The following is an 18004-nucleotide window of genomic DNA, read 5'->3' as shown; positions in this document are numbered from 1 at the left end:
TGATAGAGAGTCGTTTCCACTCTATTCGCCATCAAACATCTTTCGAACCGACTCTGCTGCGACCTTCGCCGCACCCATAGCAAGGATCACCGTTGCCGCACCGGTTGCGACATCGCCTGCTGCAAAGATCTTTGGAATGGTTGTCCTGCCATCCATATCGACCTTCAGGTTTCCTTTCTTCTCACGGACAAGCCCCTCGATCATCCGGATCAGGAGCGGGTTCGGGCTCTGGCCGATCGCCTCGATTACGATATCTGCAGGGATGATCTGCTCGCTGCCTGGAATCGGTTTTGCACTCGGGCGGCCTGAATCGTCGAGCTCGCACATATCCATCGAGACAACCTCGACTCCGGTGACGGTTCCTTCTCCCAGGATCCTGGTCGGGTTCGTGCAGGTGAGGAAGCGGATACCTTCCTCTTCGGCATGATGTACCTCAACAAGCCGGGCTGGCATATCCTCCTGCCTCCGCCTGTAGATGAGGGTCACCTCCGCACCCATCCGGCGGGCGACACGGGCCGCATCCATCGCGACATTGCCGCCACCGATGACAACGACGTTCCCCCCGCGCTTGACCGGAGTGTCATACTCCGGGAAGGCATTTGCATGCATCAGGTTCACGCGGGTTAAAAATTCATTTGCAGAAAAGACGCCGATCTGGTTCTCTCCCGAAATTCCCATGAATCCCGGAAGCCCGGCACCTGTTGCGAGGATGACTGCATCATAGGAGAGCAGCTCTTCCACCGGCACACTCCTCCCGACAAGGTGGTTGGTTTTGATCTCGACACCGAGCCGCTTCACCTCATCGATCTCGGCAGCCACTATTTTCTTTGGGAGTCGGAACTCCGGAATCCCGTAGGTGAGGACGCCGCCCGCTGCATGGAGTGCTTCGAATATTGTAACTGAGAACCCGTTGCGTGCAAGTTCTGCCGCTGCTGTCAGCCCGGCAGGGCCTGAACCGACAACGGCGATCTTCTCCGTCCTCTTCTCTGAAATTGCCGGGGCAGTGACGCCTTGCTCCCGCTCCCAGTCTGCAAGGAATCGCTCAAGTGCGCCGATCGCAATAGGCTTATCCTTCACACCGAGGATACACTCGCCCTCGCATTGAGCCTCCTGTGGACAGACACGGCCACAGATTGCAGGGAGCATATTGCTCTCCTTGATGATACCTATCGCAGATCGGAAGTCTTCCTCCTCGATATACTTCAGGAATCCCGGAATGTCGATTCCGACCGGGCAGCCATCGACACATGCGGGCTTCTTGCACCGGAGGCATCGTGCCGCCTCAATAACCGCCTCCTCAGCGGATATGCCGCAGTCGACCTCGGCGAAGTCTTTGACCCTTGCTTCAGCAGAACGGTCAGCCATTAATGGTTCCCCCCGCAGCCGCATCCCCCTGAATGATGATGTTCACGGGATTCCTTTTCTTCAGGATGGTAGAACCGCTGGCGGTTCATCAGGAGATCAAAGTCCACCAAATGGGCATCAAACTCCGGGCCATCAACACAGGCAAACTTCGTCTCGCCATTCACGACAACCCGGCAGGATCCGCACATACCTGTTCCATCCACCATGATCGGGTTCAGCGAGACAAATGTCCTGATCCCAAACGGCTTGGTTACACCTGAAGTCACCTTCATCATGATGGCAGGACCGATCACCCAGACCGCATCCGGCGGACGGGACTCGCAGATCTCCTTCAGGGGTCCGGCGGCAAAGCCCTTGATCCCGTATGACCCGTCATCGGTTGTGACGATCAGCTCATCACAGGCTTCTCTCATCTCATCTTCAAGGATCAACAGGTCCTTATTCCGTGCACCGATGATCCCGATCACACTGTTGCCTGATGCCTTCAGCGCCTTTGCAATGATCGGAAGGCACGCGATCCCGACACCGCCGCCGACGAGGACGCAGCTTCCAAAGTGGTGCACCTCACTCGGCTGCCCGAGGGGTCCGACAACATCAAGTATGGTGTCACCTGCTTTGAGGTCAGCGAGTTTTTCGGTCGTCGTTCCAACAGCCATAAAGATGACCCGGACAGAATCCCCGTCGACCCCTGATATGGTGAGGGGGATCCGTTCTCCTCCCTCATCGATCCGAAGCACAAGAAACTGGCCCGCCTCTGCATTCCTGCTGACATGAGGCGCCTCAATCCATGTTTCAAAGACGTTTTCTGATAATGTTTTTGCTGATCGTACTGTATACACTCACTACCACTCCGGATATCCCGATAATCTCGTATGCGTTTGTAACTAGGATCTCTTTACTTTACGCACCTTCACAGCAACTCCGCGTGAAGATCGGCTCATCTCATCTGCTGACATCATCGCTCTCCCGGTTGCACGCACCCCTTCGCCTGTGACAAGCACCTCATCACCCTCGCGGATCGCCGGATCCGCCTCTGCGACGCCCGGTGCCAGGATATCGCCCTGCGGAACAAACCCTTCTATCCCGACACGGTAGCAGCCGGGAAGGAGATCCCAGCCTTCAAAGGTTGGCCTGAGCAGCCCTGTATTCGGATCAAAGGAGAAGAGCTGCTGCCTCCCCCGGTACACCTTCTTCTCAGGCCCTTTCCCTTTGATGATCATCCCTTTCGTATCGATTGTGATACCAAACTGCCACTGGATCGTCCCCCCGACAATATCGGGAGACCGCTTCCGTTCACCCGCCAGTGCATCATAGAGCTGGTTTAATGATTCACGTGATGTCGGGCGGCCATCAATACAGCTCTCTTCAAGCTGAATGCCCGCCTCCGCAGCTGCGGCACGCGCAACGTCGCGGGCACCGCCTTCGAGATGCGAGATGACACGCCGGTATGGGTGGCAGCGGAGATATTCTGCCAGATATCGGGTGAGGATATGCATCTCCTCGCGATCCCAGTACCCGGTGACGGGAACATCGTAGTGGGCTGCCGGATAGATCAGCTCCAGCTCACGCGGCACAACACCGAGCGGGGAGGTGACGATCACCTCATGTGCTCTTCCCGCAACTGCCTCCTGGAACTTTTTGTGGCTCTGGGAGAATGAGTAGGGTTTCCGGGCAGCACAGGGGAGGAGGACGCATGTATCCCATCGATCCTGTGAGAACCTGCTCTTCACCCGCTCTTCAAAGCGATCGATCTCGACACGGTTCATCGATTCTGCTGTATATGCCTTGAATGGGCTCGTCCGTGCGATAGGGGAGTTTAATTCCATGAACGCCTTCTTCGCGTCAAGATGGCGGAGGATACCGACAAGGGCGGCATCTGATCTGCATCGCGACTCGATCAGCTCCCGCAGTTCACCCCGTTTCAGGAGTGCTGCTGCCAGTTTAATCTCGGATGCAAGTGCCTGCCGGTTATGCTCTCTCAGATCGCCACTCTGGCATCCAGGGCAGGAGCAGACACCCTCGTTGATCCATGAGCCGGGATAGACCCCTTCAGTGGTGCAGAAGAGCCCCTGTGCCGCTCTCAGGTCAACTGCGATCGTATCGAAGAGGTCAAAGCCGGTGGCAACCAGCATCGCGGCATTGGATGGGAGTGCGGATGCAGGTGCGTACCGGGCGGCATCCGGGGGGAGGGAAGAGATGAACTGCTCCACCCATTCCGTATAGGTACGGGGGTTTGTGAGGGCAGTGTGCCAGCAGGAGATGATCGCAGCATCACCTGAAGAGATCCCCTCGGAAAGAACCGGATGGACAGGGATCGGCTGCTCCCCTGCTTGTTCAAACCACTCTTTCACAAATGCCTCGTCGGCCTGGAGCGGTATATTGGAGAAGGGGCGTGATGCAAGATCCGGGAAGACTGTGATCGGGTCGATCACTGCCGGGGTCTCGATCGTTACGTCGCCTGTCGTGTAGAGCCCATATCTGGCAAGCCCGTCACGACGGCGGACTTCAAAGGTGCTCATGAGATCACCTTGTGTGCCGGGAACCGTTTTTGGATCAGATCAACAAGATCAGGTGTTGCCGAGAAGGTCACCTCGGTATCCGGATTAGCAGATAAAAGCGCATCCACCCCGGCAAAAGCAGACTCAAGCATCGCATCATCCCACTCCGGAACCTCGGACTGCCCCATCGGTGCGGTCTCCGAGAGCTCAGTCGGCACAGCCCCAAAGGGCGGCCGAAGCTCAAGCACTTCTTCAAACTCCTGTGGCTGTGGGCCGCCGCAGAGGATTAACGAGCGTTTTGAAAGCCGTATCCGGGGGATCATCTCCTGGAATTTAATCACCTCGGTCCGCTTGCAGGATTCATCGCCCCGGTAGAAGAATCTCCGTTTTGTTGCCCGATCAGATCGTTCGAGGAGGTGGGCGTGCTTCAGCAGTTCGCGGTATCCCTCCAGCAGTCTCGGGTGAGATCGGCACCGCTCATCAACAAGATCCCAGAGGGTGCCCTCCTGGATGGAGAGGCGGATCCGGGAGATCTCAGCCTGTGTCACCGCAAGGTTATGGTAGGCGAGGAGCCGCTCCTTATCGGGAGCGGATCGCAGTTCATCAGCGGTATGTGATCGGCAGACAGAACAGGCACAGGGAAGTTCTGCGATCTCAGCGAGCTTCAGGGTGCCGGAAGGGGTGATGTAGCGGCCTTCCCGTGCATACAGGGCATAGGCGGCAGAATCAAAGATATCGCAGCCCATTGCGACTGCAAGTGCGAACATCGAGGGATGGCCGGCACCAAAGAGGTGGACACATGCAGCAGATGAGAGCCCTTTCTTGGCAGAAATGACTGATCTGACGAGTTCTTTATACCGGTACCCTTCCAGAAGAGGAACAACCGCACCGATTGGGCAGAAGGCAAATCCAAGTTCACTCGTCTCACGGCCTGCCTGCTCTCTCAGGTCGGGATGGAGACCACCCTGCACAGGCCCTGCGAGGGGTGCATCATCCCCGAAGATCTCCCTGGCCTCACGGAGGCGGCTCATGGTGACGGAAAGATCCGCCTCGACCGTCTCCCGTGGTGAATCCGGGTGGGTCGGGATATCGAGGGGTACCCAGATGTCGCTTCCGATATCACGCTGGAACGAGATGGTTGTCTCATTTGTGGTATCGACCGAGCCGTACACCGAGAGTTGGAATGATCCCGAATCCGTCATGATCAGCCCGTCAAACCCAAGCACCGAGTGGAGTCCGCGGGAGAGTGCCTCCTCGCGAAAATCAGCACTCTTTGAGAAGATATAGGCATTTGTGATCAGCCCTTCGATTCCCATCGCCGCCATCTCGGCAGGTGAGATGATCTGGATATGCGGGTTTACAACCGGAAGGAGGGCCGGGGTTCGTATACGTTTATCGCCGACGGTGAGCCTTCCGACCCTCCCGGCGATGTCCTTATGCATCACTTCAAACTGTATTGACATGGTTACTCAGAGAAGATCTGGCCCTCAAACCTGAGGACGGATACCTGTTCGTCCCGCCAGCATCCCGGCGGGAGTCCTGCTTTTCTGCAGGTATGATCGAGGAATTCAACTGCATTCCATCCGTATTCTGATGCAACCTGCGGGAGGAGAAGGCCGGATCGCCCTCTTCCTTTCACGATCAGCCCGTGTTTGCCGACTTCAACCTTATCATCCCGGTTTGAGGGGGGAGCGGGGACCTCTTCAGGAACACTGAGGATTGTCACCTCCAGTGCAATCAACGGAAGCTCCTCTGGACTGACCGGGTTAAACCGTGGATCCCGGAGCGCAGCTGAGTGTGCCGCTTCAATAATTCCCTCCTGAAGGGGCATCACCGGGAGAGGAATGCCGATACATCCACGCAGATCCCCATCCCTGTTCAGGGTGACAAAGACCCCGCGTTTCTCAGAAAATATCGGTGGAAGGGGGGGCGGCGTCAACTCCGTATGCAGCACTGCCGCCCTGAGAGCCTCTCTTGCGAGGGAGACTCCAATCCTCCCGTCTTCCTCGGACAGAAGCATCATAGTATTGAATCAACTCCGGAGAAGATGATGGTATCTCCCATAATACGAGGTTTAATCTCTGTATACATCGATATTTCTATACTGTACATAGCGCATTTCGCCCTATCGTACAGCGATGAGAGGGAGAGTGCGGCTGACGGTGGCCCTTTTGGGCTGCTGAGGAAAGTCCCCCCACCCTCCGGGCGCGCAGCCCCGGTCAATCGGGGATGGCGAGAGTCATGGCAATGACACAGAAACGACACGTCCTGCCGCCAGCAATGAAACGATCGAGCACCTCCGGTCTCCGGTGGTGCGATACTCTGCATTCTGCAGTGCAACTCGTTGAGCGTATCGGCAGGGATCGATGGAACGGTGAATCCCTGCGGGTGCAAGCCAAACAGGGCAGAAGGGATGCCCGGATCCCGCCCGGGTACGGCGCTTAGCTGAATGCCGCAATGAACAGAAGGGGGCTTACTCCTCCCACTCATCATTACCAGGGCAGCTTTTTTCATATATACCTGTGAGTAATAGTATGCATATTCCTGCCGCAGACGAGATCAGATCTGTACGCCGACGGATTGGGATGACGCAGGCCGAACTTGCCAGGAGATCCGGGATCAGCCAGTCGATGGTCGCACGCATCGAACGGGGTTCGGTTGATCCGCGTGTCAGCACCCTTCGCAGAATAGTTGATGTGCTCACTCTTTCTGAAATACCCGTCATCACCGCATCGAGCCTGATGCACACCCCTGTCGAGAGTGTCTCACCTGATGACTCAATTTTATCGGCAGTTGAGAAGATGGACAGAATGGCCTTTTCACAGCTCCCTGTTCTGCTGGACGGGGTGCCGGTCGGCTGTATATCAGAATCTGCCATCCTCACCGCAATTGGCGAGCAGAAGCATCAGAAGGGCCATCACCCAACAGTCCGGGACTACATGGAATCCAGTTTCCCGACAGTTCCACCAGAGATCGAGATCGAGACGGTAGTTGGCATTTTAGAACAGCACCATGCGGTGCTTGTGATGAAAGAAGGGCGGGTTGAAGGGGTCATAACAAAGCATGACCTCATCTCCTTAATTGTAGAATAGTTCAGATTTTAGAGACGAGATCCCGGAGCACCGCCTCGGGATCGTCTGCCTTCACCACGCTTGATGCAAGCAGTACCCCGGCACATCCGAGATCAAGGGATATCCTGACACACTCCCCGGACTGGATCCCGGCACCGGCAAGCACCTTCACCTCACTATTCTGTTTCAGGGCAGCCTCTACAGATCCGGCGATGATCTCAGGATCGGCCTGTGCAACCGAGATCCCGGAACCAATCAGCTCCGGTGGCTCAATTGCAACATACTCAGGCCCTAGTGCGGCCGCTGCTGCTGTTGTCCTGATATTATTTGTGCAGATAACTGATGTCAATCCCTCTGCCTCTGCGGCGGTGAGCGAGGCTTCAATATCTGCAAGTGTCAGCCGCCGCTCTGAGTGGTTGATGAGCGATCCGGCAGCACCCTCCATCTTCATCATGTATGCAGGAGTATGTCCGGTAAACCCTCCTGCTCCGACACCGTCGATATGCTGTGCAAAGATCGGAATCGAAAAATGTTTTGCCATCTTTCTGAGGTCGGTGTAGGATGGGGCGATACCGATTGTAATGCCCGTATCCTCCATCACTGCACTCGCTGCCCGTGCAATACGATCTGCACCATACCCGGTTCCTTCCCGGTATGTCTTGAAGTTGATGAGGATGAATGGCGAGTCCATCTCACTTCCTCTTGATCTGGATGACATCGCCGAGGGTTGTCCCGCTCGTCCCTGCATGTCCGCCGCTCTCATCCTGCATACCCTCTGACTCGATCAGGCGAATTTCGAGCGCTGCTTCAAGTTTCTTCCGGACAGCATCCTCAGGGATCAGATCCCCGTTCTCAATCTTTTTGATGAGGTGCTCTTTCTCTTTCAGCTCAAGGGCAAGATCCTTCTGGCTCATCCCTTTTTCGAGGCGTGCATCCCGTATCCGATCGGCATAATCCTCGACGATGTCTCCACCGATGAGATCAAAGACATCACGCCTTCGGCGGACAGGAGGGGTGGCAACCCGGCCGGACGTAGGCACCGGCTTTCCACCTCCCCGGCCATATGATGGCCGCGGCCCTGTCTGGACCTGCACCTCCGTTCCATGCCGTGCGCATCGTTCGCAGACCTTCATCGGTTGTGATCCTTCAATCCGTACAATCTTTGATCGTCCTTTGATAAGCTCTCCACAGGCTTCACAGTGTTGTGGTTGCATACATATCCCAAACAACTTTATAACTTTTTTTCCTATATATCTATTTGAAGAGTTATGGCCGTAAAATCCCGCACACCTGACGACACCCTCCATTCCGATGATTCATACCGGATGGTGCTTGAGCGTCTTACCGAGCTTGAAGGCCGGAACCAGGAGTTGCGAGAGGAACTCCGGCAGTCGAAGACTGATCGCCAGTACCTTGAAACCCAGAAGGTGAGGTATGAGCGTGAGGTCCGGAAACTACGGTCAGAAATAGAGCAGATGAGGAGCCCGCCCCTGATTGTCGGAACGATTGCCGATGTCATCGACAACACCCGTGTTGTTGTGAGGAGCAGTGCAGGTCCGAAGTTCCTTGTGCGCACATCACAGTTCATCAATGCCGAGGATCTGAAACCCGGTGTCCGGTGTACAATGAACCAGCAGACACTGGCAATCGTCGAGGTGCTCCCATCCGCCTATGATGCGCAGGTCTATGGTATGGAGGTTGATAGCCGCCCAACCGAGAGCTACAGCGATATCGGCGGGCTTCAACGGCAGGTTGCCGAACTGCGTGAGGCAATCGAGCTCCCGCTGAAAAAACCCCATCTCTTTGAGCGGGTCGGTATCCTTCCACCAAAAGGAATTCTGCTCCATGGGCCTCCCGGTACCGGAAAGACGCTGCTTGCACGGGCTGTTGCCCATGAGACAGAGGCAACCTTCCTCCGGGTGGTTGGATCAGAGCTTGTCCAGAAGTATATCGGTGAAGGGGCACGCCTTGTCCGCGAGCTCTTTGAGAATGCGAAGAAGAACGCCCCCTCTATCATCTTCATTGATGAGATCGATGCAATCGGTGCATCACGTGGCCAGGAGACCTCCTCCGGCGATCGGGAGGTTCATCGGACGCTGATGCAGCTGCTCGCCGGGATGGATGGCTTTGAGTCACGGGGGGATGTCAAGATCATCGGGGCAACAAACAGGATCGATATCCTTGATATGGCACTCCTTCGTCCAGGCAGGTTTGACAGAATTGTCGAGATTCCGCTTCCTGATGTGGAAGGGCGCCTCTCTATCCTGAAGATCCATACCAAGCGGATCACCCTCGCAGAGGATGTTGATCTGAAAAAGGTTGCCGGAATCACCGAAGGGAAGAATGGTGCTGATCTTGCTGCCATCTGTATGGAAGCAGGCATGTGCGCAATTCGCGAGGAGAGGACTGCTGTTTCCCAGGATGACTTCGAAAAAGCTGCAAGAAAGGTCACCTTGGATTTCGAGCGGAACCGGATGACGTACTCCTCTGGCACTGGAACAATGTTTGCCTGAGCGTCACTCCGTATCTTCTATTTTTTCATCCGGAGCGCGGGGGATCTCATACTCTGTTTCACCAGATGATGTATCCGGTGGATCAGGCATCTCTCCCTCTTTTCCTGCCTCATCATGGGTACAGAGAACCGTGAGGGTGGTGATCCCCTCAACTCCTGATATCCGGCAGATATAGGTATACTCCCAGTCATCTCCCGGGTAGGGGAGATTCCGTTCATAGATCTCTTTTGCAAGCCCAAGAGAGATAATATGGCCATCCCCGGTCTTCATCAGAAAAACCCGTGTGTATCGTCTGATATACCAACGGAGTTCTGAAGCAAGCGATAGCCCTGATCCGAGTGTTGCAACAGGCACCTCAACCCCGCCGCCAGGAAAGCGTTTTGGTGCATAAAACCTGAGGATCAGCCTGCTCGTCTCGGATTGAAGAAAAGTTTGATAGAGGTCGATGCCGGGCTTTGGGATGAAGATAACCCGCATAGAGGCAACCCCTTTTACAGGTACATGCGTGTGTCCGGCTCAACCTTCTTATGCCTGACTTTATCAACAGCCGCCTCGAAGTGCGGCATCGCAACAGAATCTGCATTCTGCCTGACTGCGATCATCCCCGCTTCACGGCATATTGCCTCAAGTTCTGCGCCCGTAGATCCCTCGGTAAGATCAGCAATTGAATCAAGATTGACATCTGCAAGGCTGAGGTTCTTTGAATGGATCTTCAGGATCTCACGGCGTGCCGACCCATCAGGGAATGGGATCTCAATCAGCCGATCGAACCTTCCGGGGCGGAGGAGGGCAGGATCAAGCATGTCGGGCCGGTTTGTTGCGGCCATGATCCTGATCTCCCCGCGATTATCAAAGCCGTCCATCTCGGCGAGAAGCTGCATCAGGGTCCGCTGCACCTCGGCAGATCCGGATGTCCCGTCATGGGTCCTGGTGCTGCCGACCGCATCGATCTCATCGATGAAGACGATTGCAGGCGCCTTCTCACGGGCTAGCTGGAAGAGTTCGCGGACAAGCTGTGCTCCTTCCCCGATGAACTTATGGACAAGCTCGGATCCTGACATCCTGATGAAGGTGGCGTTTGCATTATGGGCGATCGCCTTTGCGATCAGGGTCTTTCCGGTACCGGGTGGTCCATATAGCAGGATTCCCTTTGGAGGCTCGACACCGAGCCTCTTGAAGACTTCCGGCCGGGTGAGCGGATACTCCACTGCCTCCCGCACCTCCTCGATCTCACTGGTCAGGCCGCCGATCTCACCAAAGGTCTGTGTTGGTGATAACTCGAGCTCCATAACCCTGACACGGGAGTCGAAGGTTGTTCCAACGACTTTAACGATGGAGAGCGCGTTATTCACGGCGACTTTTGAACCTGCCTTCAGGAGGGGATAGATGTCATCTCCGGCATGGGTGATGTACTCCTGGTTATTCCCCTGCTGACGAAGGTAGACCTCACCACCTGGCAACTTTTCGATAACAACTGCAACAAAGAGTGGAAGCCGCTTTAACTGCGTGTTCTCACGCTTCAGCTGGCTGTTCTCCTCACGGAGCTTCATGACCTCTCTCTGTTGTACTTCCAGTTTTTCGCGAAGCTCGACCAGCGTTTCATAGAGCTCTTTTAACTGCTGTGACTGAAGTGTCGAGTCATTGCATGGGTTGTCGATGAGGGATTCGTCCATGGCTATAATATACTCTATGCTCCCACCACTTATTAGGTGGTATTGTGATAATCAAAGGACGATCCATTGCAAAAGGTATAGCCAGCGGGGAACTGATCATGACCGACGCCCCGATATCATTTCTCTCCGGGGTCGACCCGGATACCGGGATCATCATTGAGAAAGGCCATCCCCTTGAGGGTGTTTCAATTGCCGGAAAAATCCTTGCATTTCCTTTTGGAAAGGGCTCAACAGTCGGATCCTATGTGATATACAGCCTGAAAAAGAATGATTGTGCACCTGCCGCCATGATCAATTCCGAGGCTGAGGCGATTATTGCTGTTGGGGCAATTATCTCAGGAATTCCAATGATCGACCAGCTGGAAGGCGGTCTCTCTTCCCTGAAGAGCGGGATGGCTGTTACCGTCGATGGTGATCGCGGCGAACTCATCTGTCCCGATCAGGCGAATGCATAGATGAAGGTCGTCTGGCGTGACATCAGGGCTGCCCGGAATACCTATGCGGTTCTGTATGCTGCATGCAGAATGGCTGGATATCAGCTTGATCTCTCAGGCACCCCGGACGGGGATGTCACCTGTTACAGTCTGAACAGTATCAACGAGCCTCAGTTCAGATCCGAGATCCGGGATGCACCTGGAATTACAATCGTCGGGGGTCCGCATGCCTCTGCATGCCCGATGGAGGTTGCAGAGTATGCAGACTATGTGATCGTAGGTGAAGGGGAGAAGACCCTCCCCCGGCTCCTTGCAGCAATTCAGTCAGGATCAACTGATAAAATCCCCGGCGTTGCGACCCGTGCAGGGTACACCCCCACAGACCACACCGTCCTCCTTGATGGGTATCCCTGTTTTCTGGAGGTGAAGGGCTATCTTGAGATAACCCGTGGATGCCCGCATGCCTGTGCCTACTGCCAGACTCCACGGCTCTTTGGAAGGTGGATGCGGCATCGGAGCATTGATGCGATTGCAAGGGCGGCAGAACGGGTTTCAGATGCACGTTTTGTCACTCCCAATGCGCTTGCCTATGGATCAGATGGGAGGACTCCCCGCCTTGATCGGGTGGAGGCACTCCTGAAGCGGCTCTCTACAATGAACCGGATCTGGCTTGGCACCTTTCCCTCTGAAGTCCGCCCGGACTGGCTTTCGGATGATGCCCTTGAATTGATTGGCAGGTATGGTGCGGGAAGAAAGATCCATTTTGGGGCGCAATCCGGAAGCGATCGTATCCTCCAAATGATCAACAGGGGACATACCCGGAGTGATGCAGAAGAGGCCCTTGATCTCTGTAGATCCCATGGGTTTCTTCCGATTGTTGATATGATCGTCGGGTTTCCGGGTGAGACAGAAGAGGATCTGGAGATGACGATGGATCTGATCAGGTCAATAATCAGGAATGGTAAAGTGCATCTCCATTATTTTCAGCCGCTCCCGGGAACTCCTCTTGCCGGAACAGAACCAACACCCCTCCCTCCTCATATCGAGAAAGCCTTTGGATCGCTCGCACTCTCCGGTAAGATCACCGGGTACTGGATGGAACCAGAACGAAGGTTTTTGAGTATTCCGCGTGATAATGAAGATATATGATGAAAGCACTGCTCCTTGCGGATCTCCATGGCAACTACGATCATATCGATCAACTGCTTGCAACCGATCCGGACTGCCTCTTTATTGCCGGCGATGTCACCCAGATGGGTCCGGTTGAGGATATCTCTGCTTTAACCAGAAGGCTTGGCCTTCCGGTTCTGGCCGTTCCCGGCAACTGCGATCCCCGCGAATCACTTGCCTGCCTGGATAACTCGGATGCCGTCTGCCTGCATGGATCATCGATCACCTTTGGATCAGTTACTATTGCCGGAATCGGCGGATCGAATCCGACACCCTTTGATACGCCGTTTGAATGCAGCGAAGAGGAGATCGATTCCACGCTGGAAAACCTTCTGAAGAGGATGCAGAAGAATAAAACAAATATCCTCATCTCCCATGCACCGCCATTTGGGATCCTCGATGAGGTCAGCCCTGAGGTACATGTCGGATCAGTGAGTGTCAGAAAACACCTGGGTGCCTTTGATCTTATCTGCTGTGCCCATATCCATGAACAGCGGGGTGTTGTAAAGGAGGGCAATACCTGGGTGGTGAACCCGGGACCCGCCTCAGAGGGCTATGGCGCCCTGATTCAGATAGGAGATGGTGATGGGGAGATTGAGATCGAACTCATCTCTGTTCTTTCAGCAGAAGCTCAAGATAACTGAGCGTGAGCCGCTCTCCAATAATCCCATATTCTTTTGCAATTCTCTCGATCTCTTTTTCAGATTCATCCTGCGAGAGCCCTGCTGCCGCTTCGATCTCAGCAAAAGTGCCTAGCCCGTCCACGGAATCAAGCGTCACCGTCGCTTTCCCTATTCTATAGGATTCCCTATATTTTTTGACAGCAGCAGTCTTCTGAAAACCGATCCGCTGAAGGAGCAGATCCATCGTCTCAAGGGATTCAACCCTGAGATTCAGCTCTTCCCGTGCCTTGAATGAGCCTGAGCCGATCTTTGGTCCCTTGTAGGTGAGGAGGGCATAATCATTCGCCTTCCTCAGCCTGAGTGCCTCGTCTGTCTCTGCGAAGTTTCTCTCAGGGCTGTTGTAATAAGCATCAAACTCATCACCTTTTTCAAGGAGTGGAGCGCCGGATGCGAGGATCCGCTCCCGGATTGGTTGGAGATCCGCGACTTTCACTTTAATCTCTATCTCAAGCATGAGGTACCTCTTCTTTAAGTATTATTCGGGCGCAGTAATTAAGACAAGGTATCATTATGGCAATCGAGAATGGAGTTTTTATCCGGCTCTCCTATACCGGATCGATCGAAGGCATGCCCTTTGACACTACCAGTGAAGATGTAGCAAAAAAAGCAGAGATCTTCAATGAATCAGCCCGCTATGGACCAATGGTCATCAAGGTTGGCAGCACCCATGTCATCCCCGGCCTTGACGAGGCACTGAGCGGCGCCGAAGTCGGTGTTGAGCAGTCTGTCACCGTCGAACCTGAGAAGGGCTTTGGACCCCATGACAGAGAGAAGGTGAAGGCATACCCGGTAAAGGCATTTGAGAGGAAGCCTGTCGTCGGCATGAGGGTCAATATGGAGAAGCAGGAAGGTGTCGTTGTCGATATCATCGGACAGCGTGCAATCGTTGACTTCAACCACCCGCTTGCAGGCAAGACCCTCGAATATACCTTCACCATCGAAGAGATCGTTGAAGATGATGAAGAGAAGATGAAGGGGATCATCCGCCTCTTCTCAGGCAGGGATCTCGATCTCACACTCGGAGAGGGGAAGCTTACCCTCATTCTCCCACCCGGAATCAACTATGACCAGCGATGGTTCCTCTGGCGCGGAACGATCATCCAGGAGTTATTTGCGATCAGCGAATCTGTTGCTGAGATTGTCTTCATGGAATCGTTCAAGCGGCCCGAAGTACCCGCAGACGTTTCTGAAGTAGTACCAGAAGAAGAGAACTGATTGCCTCTCCGGCAATTCACTTTTTCCCTAAAAATCACGATGAGTTGATGGAAAGGGAAATTATTATGCGATTTTATACCTGAGCAGAGCGGCTATCCCGCCGAGCCCTTCGATCCGTTTCCCCGGCTCAAACTCTGTTGAGAGCACAAGGACTTTTGCATTCATTGCTTCTGCCTCTTCCATCAGGGATGATATCTCCGGTTTTCTGATGGCAGAATCTGCAACGATCACCTCTTCTGCCGCCCCGAATGCAACTGCCCTCTGCACCTCTTCGGTTCCGTAACTGACTGGATCATCCCGTGCTATACGCTTGAAGACCTCGTCGGCTGCCCGTACCTCGTGAGCAAGCTGGAGATCTTCTGCCACCCGTTCAAGAACGCCATCGCCGATCGCCTGCTGGATGGCGCCATACCCACTTCTCTGGGTATCGACAATTGCCATCCGTGCCAGGAGATCCGTATCACGCGACCGGACATAGGTGGCAAACTCCTCTTTGATGAATCCGGGACCTGCGATGACGATGGGTCCGGTAACCTGCAGGAGGAACAAATAGAGGCTCTCAAAGAGGGCCTGCCGGGTATTCTCGCCTCTGGTCTTCCCGCTCCCCTGCGTCATGGTGGTGATCCTCTCGGGCCCATACTGCCGCACACGGCAGATCTCAGCCTCACCTTCCTCAAGGGCAATGATATGAATTGCATCATAGAGTGATGCCTTCACCGCCCGGTCGATCCGGGCGAGATCTGATCTCCTCCACTGCCGGATAACCGAGATCTCGTATCCTGTCTCGACATTCAGGCTGTGGTGGAGTCCGGGATCCGGTCCATCCCGGATTATTCCTGCTATCCTTAGTCTTCGTGACTCCGGTACAAACTCGGTTCGTTCTACCTCAAGACCGATCCGAACCGGCCTCTTCTCTACCTTATCGGGCCTGATCTTATCAGATGCCTGTTCGACAGACCGTAGTGTGGTGGCGTACACCTGATCAGATGGCTCGATCAGGTGGGAGAGGTGCCAGAGATCGTCAAGTGACTCTGGCATCAGTTTAATTTCGCCTGTATTTCTCCTGAGGTCACAGAAGGTGGCTTTCATGACTCCTCAATGATATCGGATCCCCCGGCCGGTATGAAGGCAGCAACCGCCTCGGTTGAGAGGATACTCCTGAGAACCTTCGCATCGGTTGCCGGAAGATGGTCACGGAGCATCCTGACCACCTTCTTTGCGATATCGTTTGGCTCAAAGGTTCCGGGTGCGATCCTGACCATATGTTTTGCCTTCTTTTCAATGGCAGTAACAGGACCCCCGATAACCGCAACCCCCGGCTCTGTCACAACACCAACGGCAACCGCAAGGGGGGCGTTTCTGTAATATGTCCGCTCTCCCCTGATGACAAATGCACCCCTGGCAACAAACTCACCTGACTCCGGGGTCTTGCTCACCTGTCCGGGTGCTGCTGCATAGACATCCCCGGATCCATACCCGCCCTTCCAGAAGTTCGAGTACGATGCGGCAAACTGTGCCACCTCATCCATCCGTTCCGTCGTCCCTTTCACTATGACGACACTTCCTCCATGCACATCAGCATGGACAAAGGTGTCGCCCCCTTCCATGTATTTTTTCACAAGCTCTTCGTTCTGGTCTGCATCCCTGCCGCCGATGACGAGTACGCCGTCACTCGTCTCAAACCAGCGGAACCTGTGGTACCATTTCGGTTTCTGCCTCTTTGGAACCGCCGCCCGCTCTTTCTGTTTTGGCGGGGGCCGGTTCATCGCCCGGATCGCACCTTCACGCTTTGACCTGAACTTCTTCATCTGGTCATAGTAGACGCCGACATTCCCCTCAACACTCTTCTGAACAGATATCGTCACCTTCATCCCGAGATCCACGACAACCGACGCATCAGCAGGGTTCACCGAGACGATCATCTTTGCAGCCGGATGATTTGCGTTCTTGATCAACTTCTCAATCTCCTGCCAGGAGAGCTTCTCTGATGCGGCTTTGAGAATATCTATCAGCTGCTGGATATCTGGGTAGTTCTCATAGATCAGCTCTGCGGCACGCTCGGAATCACGGATCTTCTCCTCGAACTTCAGAATTGCTCCTTCCTGCTGCCGACGGATACGCTCTTCCCTTGAGAGGACTTCCCTTTTTGCCTCCTCCTTCTCCTCCATCTTCGGGAGCGGATAATATGCGGCAAGTGCATCAGAGAAGGTTGGATATAAAACAGCCTCTTCAGATCCAGCCAGCGGGAATGGCCAGCATCCGCCTGTGTCGATCACCGGATGCGTGGTGGATCTGGCTTCAAGGATGATGCTTCTGTAGGCATCATACAGCCGCAAGAGTATCTCATCAGTCAGGTACTGTGTCGGGAATGCCTTCTCGACACCGGCACGGAGACAGAGCTCCTCTGCCATCACGCCTCCAAACATCAGGCCAACGGCAACTGCCCTGACGAGATCCTTCTCCTGGGATCTCAGGATCTCCTCGAATGCCTCTCGCGCCAGATCAGCGAGATCGACTCCCTCAATTTCATATCTCTCTCCGGAGACGATCTCCCGTTCCCGGAACCGGCGTTTCTTCAGGGCATTCTGGATGACGAATTGCTCGTCTGTAACGATGAGGTTCCCCTCATCAAAGAGCTCGATGATGAGGTTGAGTCTTCCCCCGCCTTTCCCGATCTCGAGGATGATCACCCGTTCGATACTCTTCTGGGTAACTGAGAGTATTTTGCCTCCATCCAGGAACTTCCTGAGGTACATTGAGTACCCGGACGGGTTCTTCGGAGCGGGAGGGAGTGCAGGAACACGATGGGCACGCCTGCCGATCTCGATAAAGAAGAGGTGGCGTGCCTTATCCTCTCCATTGAAACGAAACCCGAATTTTGTATTGTCGTACTGATAAATCTTGCCGACCCAGAGAGGAAGAAGGCTCTGTAACTCCGCTGTTAATGCGGTCAGATCAAGCCCGCTCATTCCTTTGTCTGTTGCCATGTGAATACCAAGATACATAAGATGCGAAGACTAAAAAATACACCACTGGTGCGAAGATGAGTAAGGATACCACAGAGAAACGAATTGAGAAGAAGGATCAGCATAAGAAACGGGTGAAGCGGACTCTCATAGCCTGCCTGATGGGTCTTATTGCAGGTATCCTGTCGTTTATGCTTGGAGGAGTCCCTGATGCTTCAGGTATACAGCCAAATACGATGCTGACAATTCTGCTTCTCCTTGCCGCAATTGTCTTTCAGAAACATGTCATTACAATCATCGGGATTGATATCACGGAACTTGGCAAGAAAGACTGGTTTTACCAGGGTTTCATGACATTTGCCATCTGGTTCATCACCTGGACAATCCTCCTGACAACAAACCTTCTCTGATTATCC

General features: G+C 54.3%; 19 protein-coding genes and 1 other RNA gene. 8 read left to right on the top strand and 12 right to left on the bottom strand.

Translation table 11 applies throughout. From position 1 onward, the window contains the following. Nucleotides 1–21 precede the first annotated feature (21 nt). From gltA to ACYUBO_RS06885, 5 genes are read right to left on the bottom strand one after another with little or no spacing between them, the layout of a single operon-like run. On the bottom strand, nt 22–1365 hold the full coding sequence (gene gltA / locus ACYUBO_RS06905; protein ID WP_460373250.1) for an NADPH-dependent glutamate synthase: 1344 nt from the start codon (nt 1363–1365) through the stop codon (nt 22–24). Continuing rightward, nucleotides 1365–2204, bottom strand: coding sequence for a sulfide/dihydroorotate dehydrogenase-like FAD/NAD-binding protein (locus ACYUBO_RS06900; protein ID WP_460373249.1), 840 nt, complete (start codon nt 2202–2204; stop codon nt 1365–1367). The genes gltA and ACYUBO_RS06900 overlap by 1 nt, the downstream gene beginning before the upstream one ends. 45 nt (nt 2205–2249) lie before the next feature. Continuing rightward, nucleotides 2250–3884 carry an archaeosine synthase subunit alpha gene (arcS, locus tag ACYUBO_RS06895; RefSeq protein WP_460373248.1) on the bottom strand — a complete coding sequence of 545 codons (1635 nt, stop codon included), beginning with the start codon at nt 3882–3884 and terminating at the stop codon, nt 2250–2252. Further along, entirely contained in the window at nt 3881–5326 is a 1446-nt protein-coding gene (tgtA, locus tag ACYUBO_RS06890) for a tRNA guanosine(15) transglycosylase TgtA (RefSeq protein WP_460373247.1), read from the bottom strand. The genes arcS and tgtA overlap by 4 nt, the downstream gene beginning before the upstream one ends. 2 nt (nt 5327–5328) lie before the next feature. Then, nucleotides 5329–5886, bottom strand: a complete 558-nt coding sequence (locus ACYUBO_RS06885) for a TIGR00296 family protein (RefSeq protein WP_300331769.1) — start codon at nt 5884–5886, stop codon at nt 5329–5331. A 117-nt stretch (nt 5887–6003) separates the two neighbouring features. On the opposite strand from ACYUBO_RS06885, the gene rnpB reads away from it, so the two are divergent. After that, nucleotides 6004–6351, top strand: an RNA gene (rnpB, locus tag ACYUBO_RS06880) — RNase P RNA component. 46 nt (nt 6352–6397) lie between these two features. Then, the gene (gene relB, locus ACYUBO_RS06875; protein WP_460373246.1) at nt 6398–6955 is read left to right on the top strand and encodes a type II toxin-antitoxin system RelB family anti-toxin; all 558 of its coding nucleotides are present in this window, start codon (nt 6398–6400) and stop codon (nt 6953–6955) included. A gap of 1 nt (nt 6956) precedes the next feature. On the opposite strand, the gene tpiA is transcribed toward relB, so the two are convergent. Then, the gene (gene tpiA / locus ACYUBO_RS06870; RefSeq protein WP_460373245.1) at nt 6957–7625 is read right to left on the bottom strand and encodes a triose-phosphate isomerase; all 669 of its coding nucleotides are present in this window, start codon (nt 7623–7625) and stop codon (nt 6957–6959) included. Between the two features lies 1 nt (nt 7626). Beyond that, nucleotides 7627–8148 (bottom strand): multiprotein bridging factor aMBF1, encoded by a 522-nt coding sequence (locus ACYUBO_RS06865; RefSeq protein WP_300331761.1) that lies wholly within the window; start codon nt 8146–8148, stop codon nt 7627–7629. A 54-nt stretch (nt 8149–8202) separates the two neighbouring features. Here ACYUBO_RS06865 and pan point away from each other — a divergent pair, with 54 nt between their 5' ends. After that, nucleotides 8203–9447, top strand: a complete 1245-nt coding sequence (gene pan / locus ACYUBO_RS06860; protein WP_460373244.1) for a proteasome-activating nucleotidase — start codon at nt 8203–8205, stop codon at nt 9445–9447. 3 nt (nt 9448–9450) lie between these two features. Here pan and ACYUBO_RS06855 read toward each other — a convergent pair whose 3' ends face one another. Both ACYUBO_RS06855 and ACYUBO_RS06850 read right to left on the bottom strand, forming a co-directional pair. Beyond that, nucleotides 9451–9924 (bottom strand): DUF5804 family protein, encoded by a 474-nt coding sequence (locus ACYUBO_RS06855; RefSeq protein ID WP_460373243.1) that lies wholly within the window; start codon nt 9922–9924, stop codon nt 9451–9453. Nucleotides 9925–9938: 14 nt separating this feature from the next. Continuing rightward, nucleotides 9939–11120: a proteasome-activating nucleotidase gene (locus tag ACYUBO_RS06850; RefSeq protein WP_300332278.1), complete on the bottom strand. Its 1182-nt coding sequence runs from the start codon at nt 11118–11120 to the stop codon at nt 9939–9941. 44 nt (nt 11121–11164) lie between these two features. Between ACYUBO_RS06850 and ACYUBO_RS06845 the strand changes: the two genes are divergently transcribed. The 3 genes from ACYUBO_RS06845 to ACYUBO_RS06835 are packed head-to-tail and all read left to right on the top strand — an operon-like array spanning nt 11165 to nt 13368. Further along, on the top strand, nt 11165–11575 hold the full coding sequence (locus ACYUBO_RS06845; protein ID WP_460373242.1) for a DUF126 domain-containing protein: 411 nt from the start codon (nt 11165–11167) through the stop codon (nt 11573–11575). After that, complete coding sequence (locus ACYUBO_RS06840) at nt 11576–12703, top strand: TIGR04013 family B12-binding domain/radical SAM domain-containing protein (protein WP_460373241.1); 1128 nt, start codon at nt 11576–11578, stop codon at nt 12701–12703. Then, nucleotides 12700–13368, top strand: coding sequence for a metallophosphoesterase family protein (locus ACYUBO_RS06835; RefSeq protein WP_300332271.1), 669 nt, complete (start codon nt 12700–12702; stop codon nt 13366–13368). Before ACYUBO_RS06840 ends, ACYUBO_RS06835 begins: the two co-directional genes overlap by 4 nt. Here ACYUBO_RS06835 and cyaB read toward each other — a convergent pair. Further along, nucleotides 13331–13861: a class IV adenylate cyclase gene (cyaB, locus tag ACYUBO_RS06830; protein WP_460373240.1), complete on the bottom strand. Its 531-nt coding sequence runs from the start codon at nt 13859–13861 to the stop codon at nt 13331–13333. The two genes, ACYUBO_RS06835 and cyaB, sit on opposite strands and share 38 nt — an antisense overlap. A 56-nt stretch (nt 13862–13917) precedes the next feature. Between cyaB and ACYUBO_RS06825 the strand changes: the two genes are divergently transcribed. Then, nucleotides 13918–14622, top strand: coding sequence for an FKBP-type peptidyl-prolyl cis-trans isomerase (locus ACYUBO_RS06825; protein ID WP_460373239.1), 705 nt, complete (start codon nt 13918–13920; stop codon nt 14620–14622). A gap of 63 nt (nt 14623–14685) precedes the next feature. Here the strand turns inward: ACYUBO_RS06825 and ACYUBO_RS06820 are convergent, their stop codons facing one another. Both ACYUBO_RS06820 and rqcH read right to left on the bottom strand, forming a co-directional pair. Beyond that, nucleotides 14686–15711, bottom strand: coding sequence for an mRNA surveillance protein pelota (locus ACYUBO_RS06820; protein WP_460373238.1), 1026 nt, complete (start codon nt 15709–15711; stop codon nt 14686–14688). Then, complete coding sequence (gene rqcH, locus ACYUBO_RS06815) at nt 15708–17609, bottom strand: ribosome rescue protein RqcH (protein WP_460373237.1); 1902 nt, start codon at nt 17607–17609, stop codon at nt 15708–15710. The genes ACYUBO_RS06820 and rqcH overlap by 4 nt, the downstream gene beginning before the upstream one ends. A 56-nt stretch (nt 17610–17665) precedes the next feature. On the opposite strand from rqcH, the gene ACYUBO_RS06810 reads away from it, so the two are divergent. After that, nucleotides 17666–17998 (top strand): EMC6-like membrane protein, encoded by a 333-nt coding sequence (locus ACYUBO_RS06810; protein ID WP_300332604.1) that lies wholly within the window; start codon nt 17666–17668, stop codon nt 17996–17998. The last annotated feature ends 6 nt before the right edge of the window (nt 17999–18004 follow it).

The organism is Methanocalculus sp. MC3 (assembly GCF_054767395.1).
This window is presented reverse-complemented; position numbering and strand designations above follow the sequence as displayed.

Excerpts from the sequence above, each read along its gene's own strand:
- gltA (WP_460373250.1), bottom strand. The coding sequence starts at position 1,365 with ATGGCTGACCGTTCTGCTGAAGCAAGGGTCAAAGACTTCGCCGAGGTC.
- arcS (WP_460373248.1), bottom strand. The coding sequence starts at position 3,884 with ATGAGCACCTTTGAAGTCCGCCGTCGTGACGGGCTTGCCAGATATGGG.
- tgtA (WP_460373247.1), bottom strand. The coding sequence starts at position 5,326 with ATGTCAATACAGTTTGAAGTGATGCATAAGGACATCGCCGGGAGGGTC.
- ACYUBO_RS06885 (WP_300331769.1), bottom strand. The coding sequence starts at position 5,886 with ATGATGCTTCTGTCCGAGGAAGACGGGAGGATTGGAGTCTCCCTCGCA.
- relB (WP_460373246.1), top strand. The coding sequence starts at position 6,398 with ATGCATATTCCTGCCGCAGACGAGATCAGATCTGTACGCCGACGGATT.
- tpiA (WP_460373245.1), bottom strand. The coding sequence starts at position 7,625 with ATGGACTCGCCATTCATCCTCATCAACTTCAAGACATACCGGGAAGGA.
- ACYUBO_RS06865 (WP_300331761.1), bottom strand. The coding sequence starts at position 8,148 with ATGCAACCACAACACTGTGAAGCCTGTGGAGAGCTTATCAAAGGACGA.
- pan (WP_460373244.1), top strand. The coding sequence starts at position 8,203 with ATGGCCGTAAAATCCCGCACACCTGACGACACCCTCCATTCCGATGAT.
- ACYUBO_RS06855 (WP_460373243.1), bottom strand. The coding sequence starts at position 9,924 with ATGCGGGTTATCTTCATCCCAAAGCCCGGCATCGACCTCTATCAAACT.
- ACYUBO_RS06850 (WP_300332278.1), bottom strand. The coding sequence starts at position 11,120 with ATGGACGAATCCCTCATCGACAACCCATGCAATGACTCGACACTTCAG.
- ACYUBO_RS06840 (WP_460373241.1), top strand. The coding sequence starts at position 11,576 with ATGAAGGTCGTCTGGCGTGACATCAGGGCTGCCCGGAATACCTATGCG.
- ACYUBO_RS06835 (WP_300332271.1), top strand. The coding sequence starts at position 12,700 with ATGATGAAAGCACTGCTCCTTGCGGATCTCCATGGCAACTACGATCAT.
- cyaB (WP_460373240.1), bottom strand. The coding sequence starts at position 13,861 with ATGCTTGAGATAGAGATTAAAGTGAAAGTCGCGGATCTCCAACCAATC.
- ACYUBO_RS06825 (WP_460373239.1), top strand. The coding sequence starts at position 13,918 with ATGGCAATCGAGAATGGAGTTTTTATCCGGCTCTCCTATACCGGATCG.
- ACYUBO_RS06820 (WP_460373238.1), bottom strand. The coding sequence starts at position 15,711 with ATGAAAGCCACCTTCTGTGACCTCAGGAGAAATACAGGCGAAATTAAA.
- rqcH (WP_460373237.1), bottom strand. The coding sequence starts at position 17,609 with ATGGCAACAGACAAAGGAATGAGCGGGCTTGATCTGACCGCATTAACA.
- ACYUBO_RS06810 (WP_300332604.1), top strand. The coding sequence starts at position 17,666 with ATGAGTAAGGATACCACAGAGAAACGAATTGAGAAGAAGGATCAGCAT.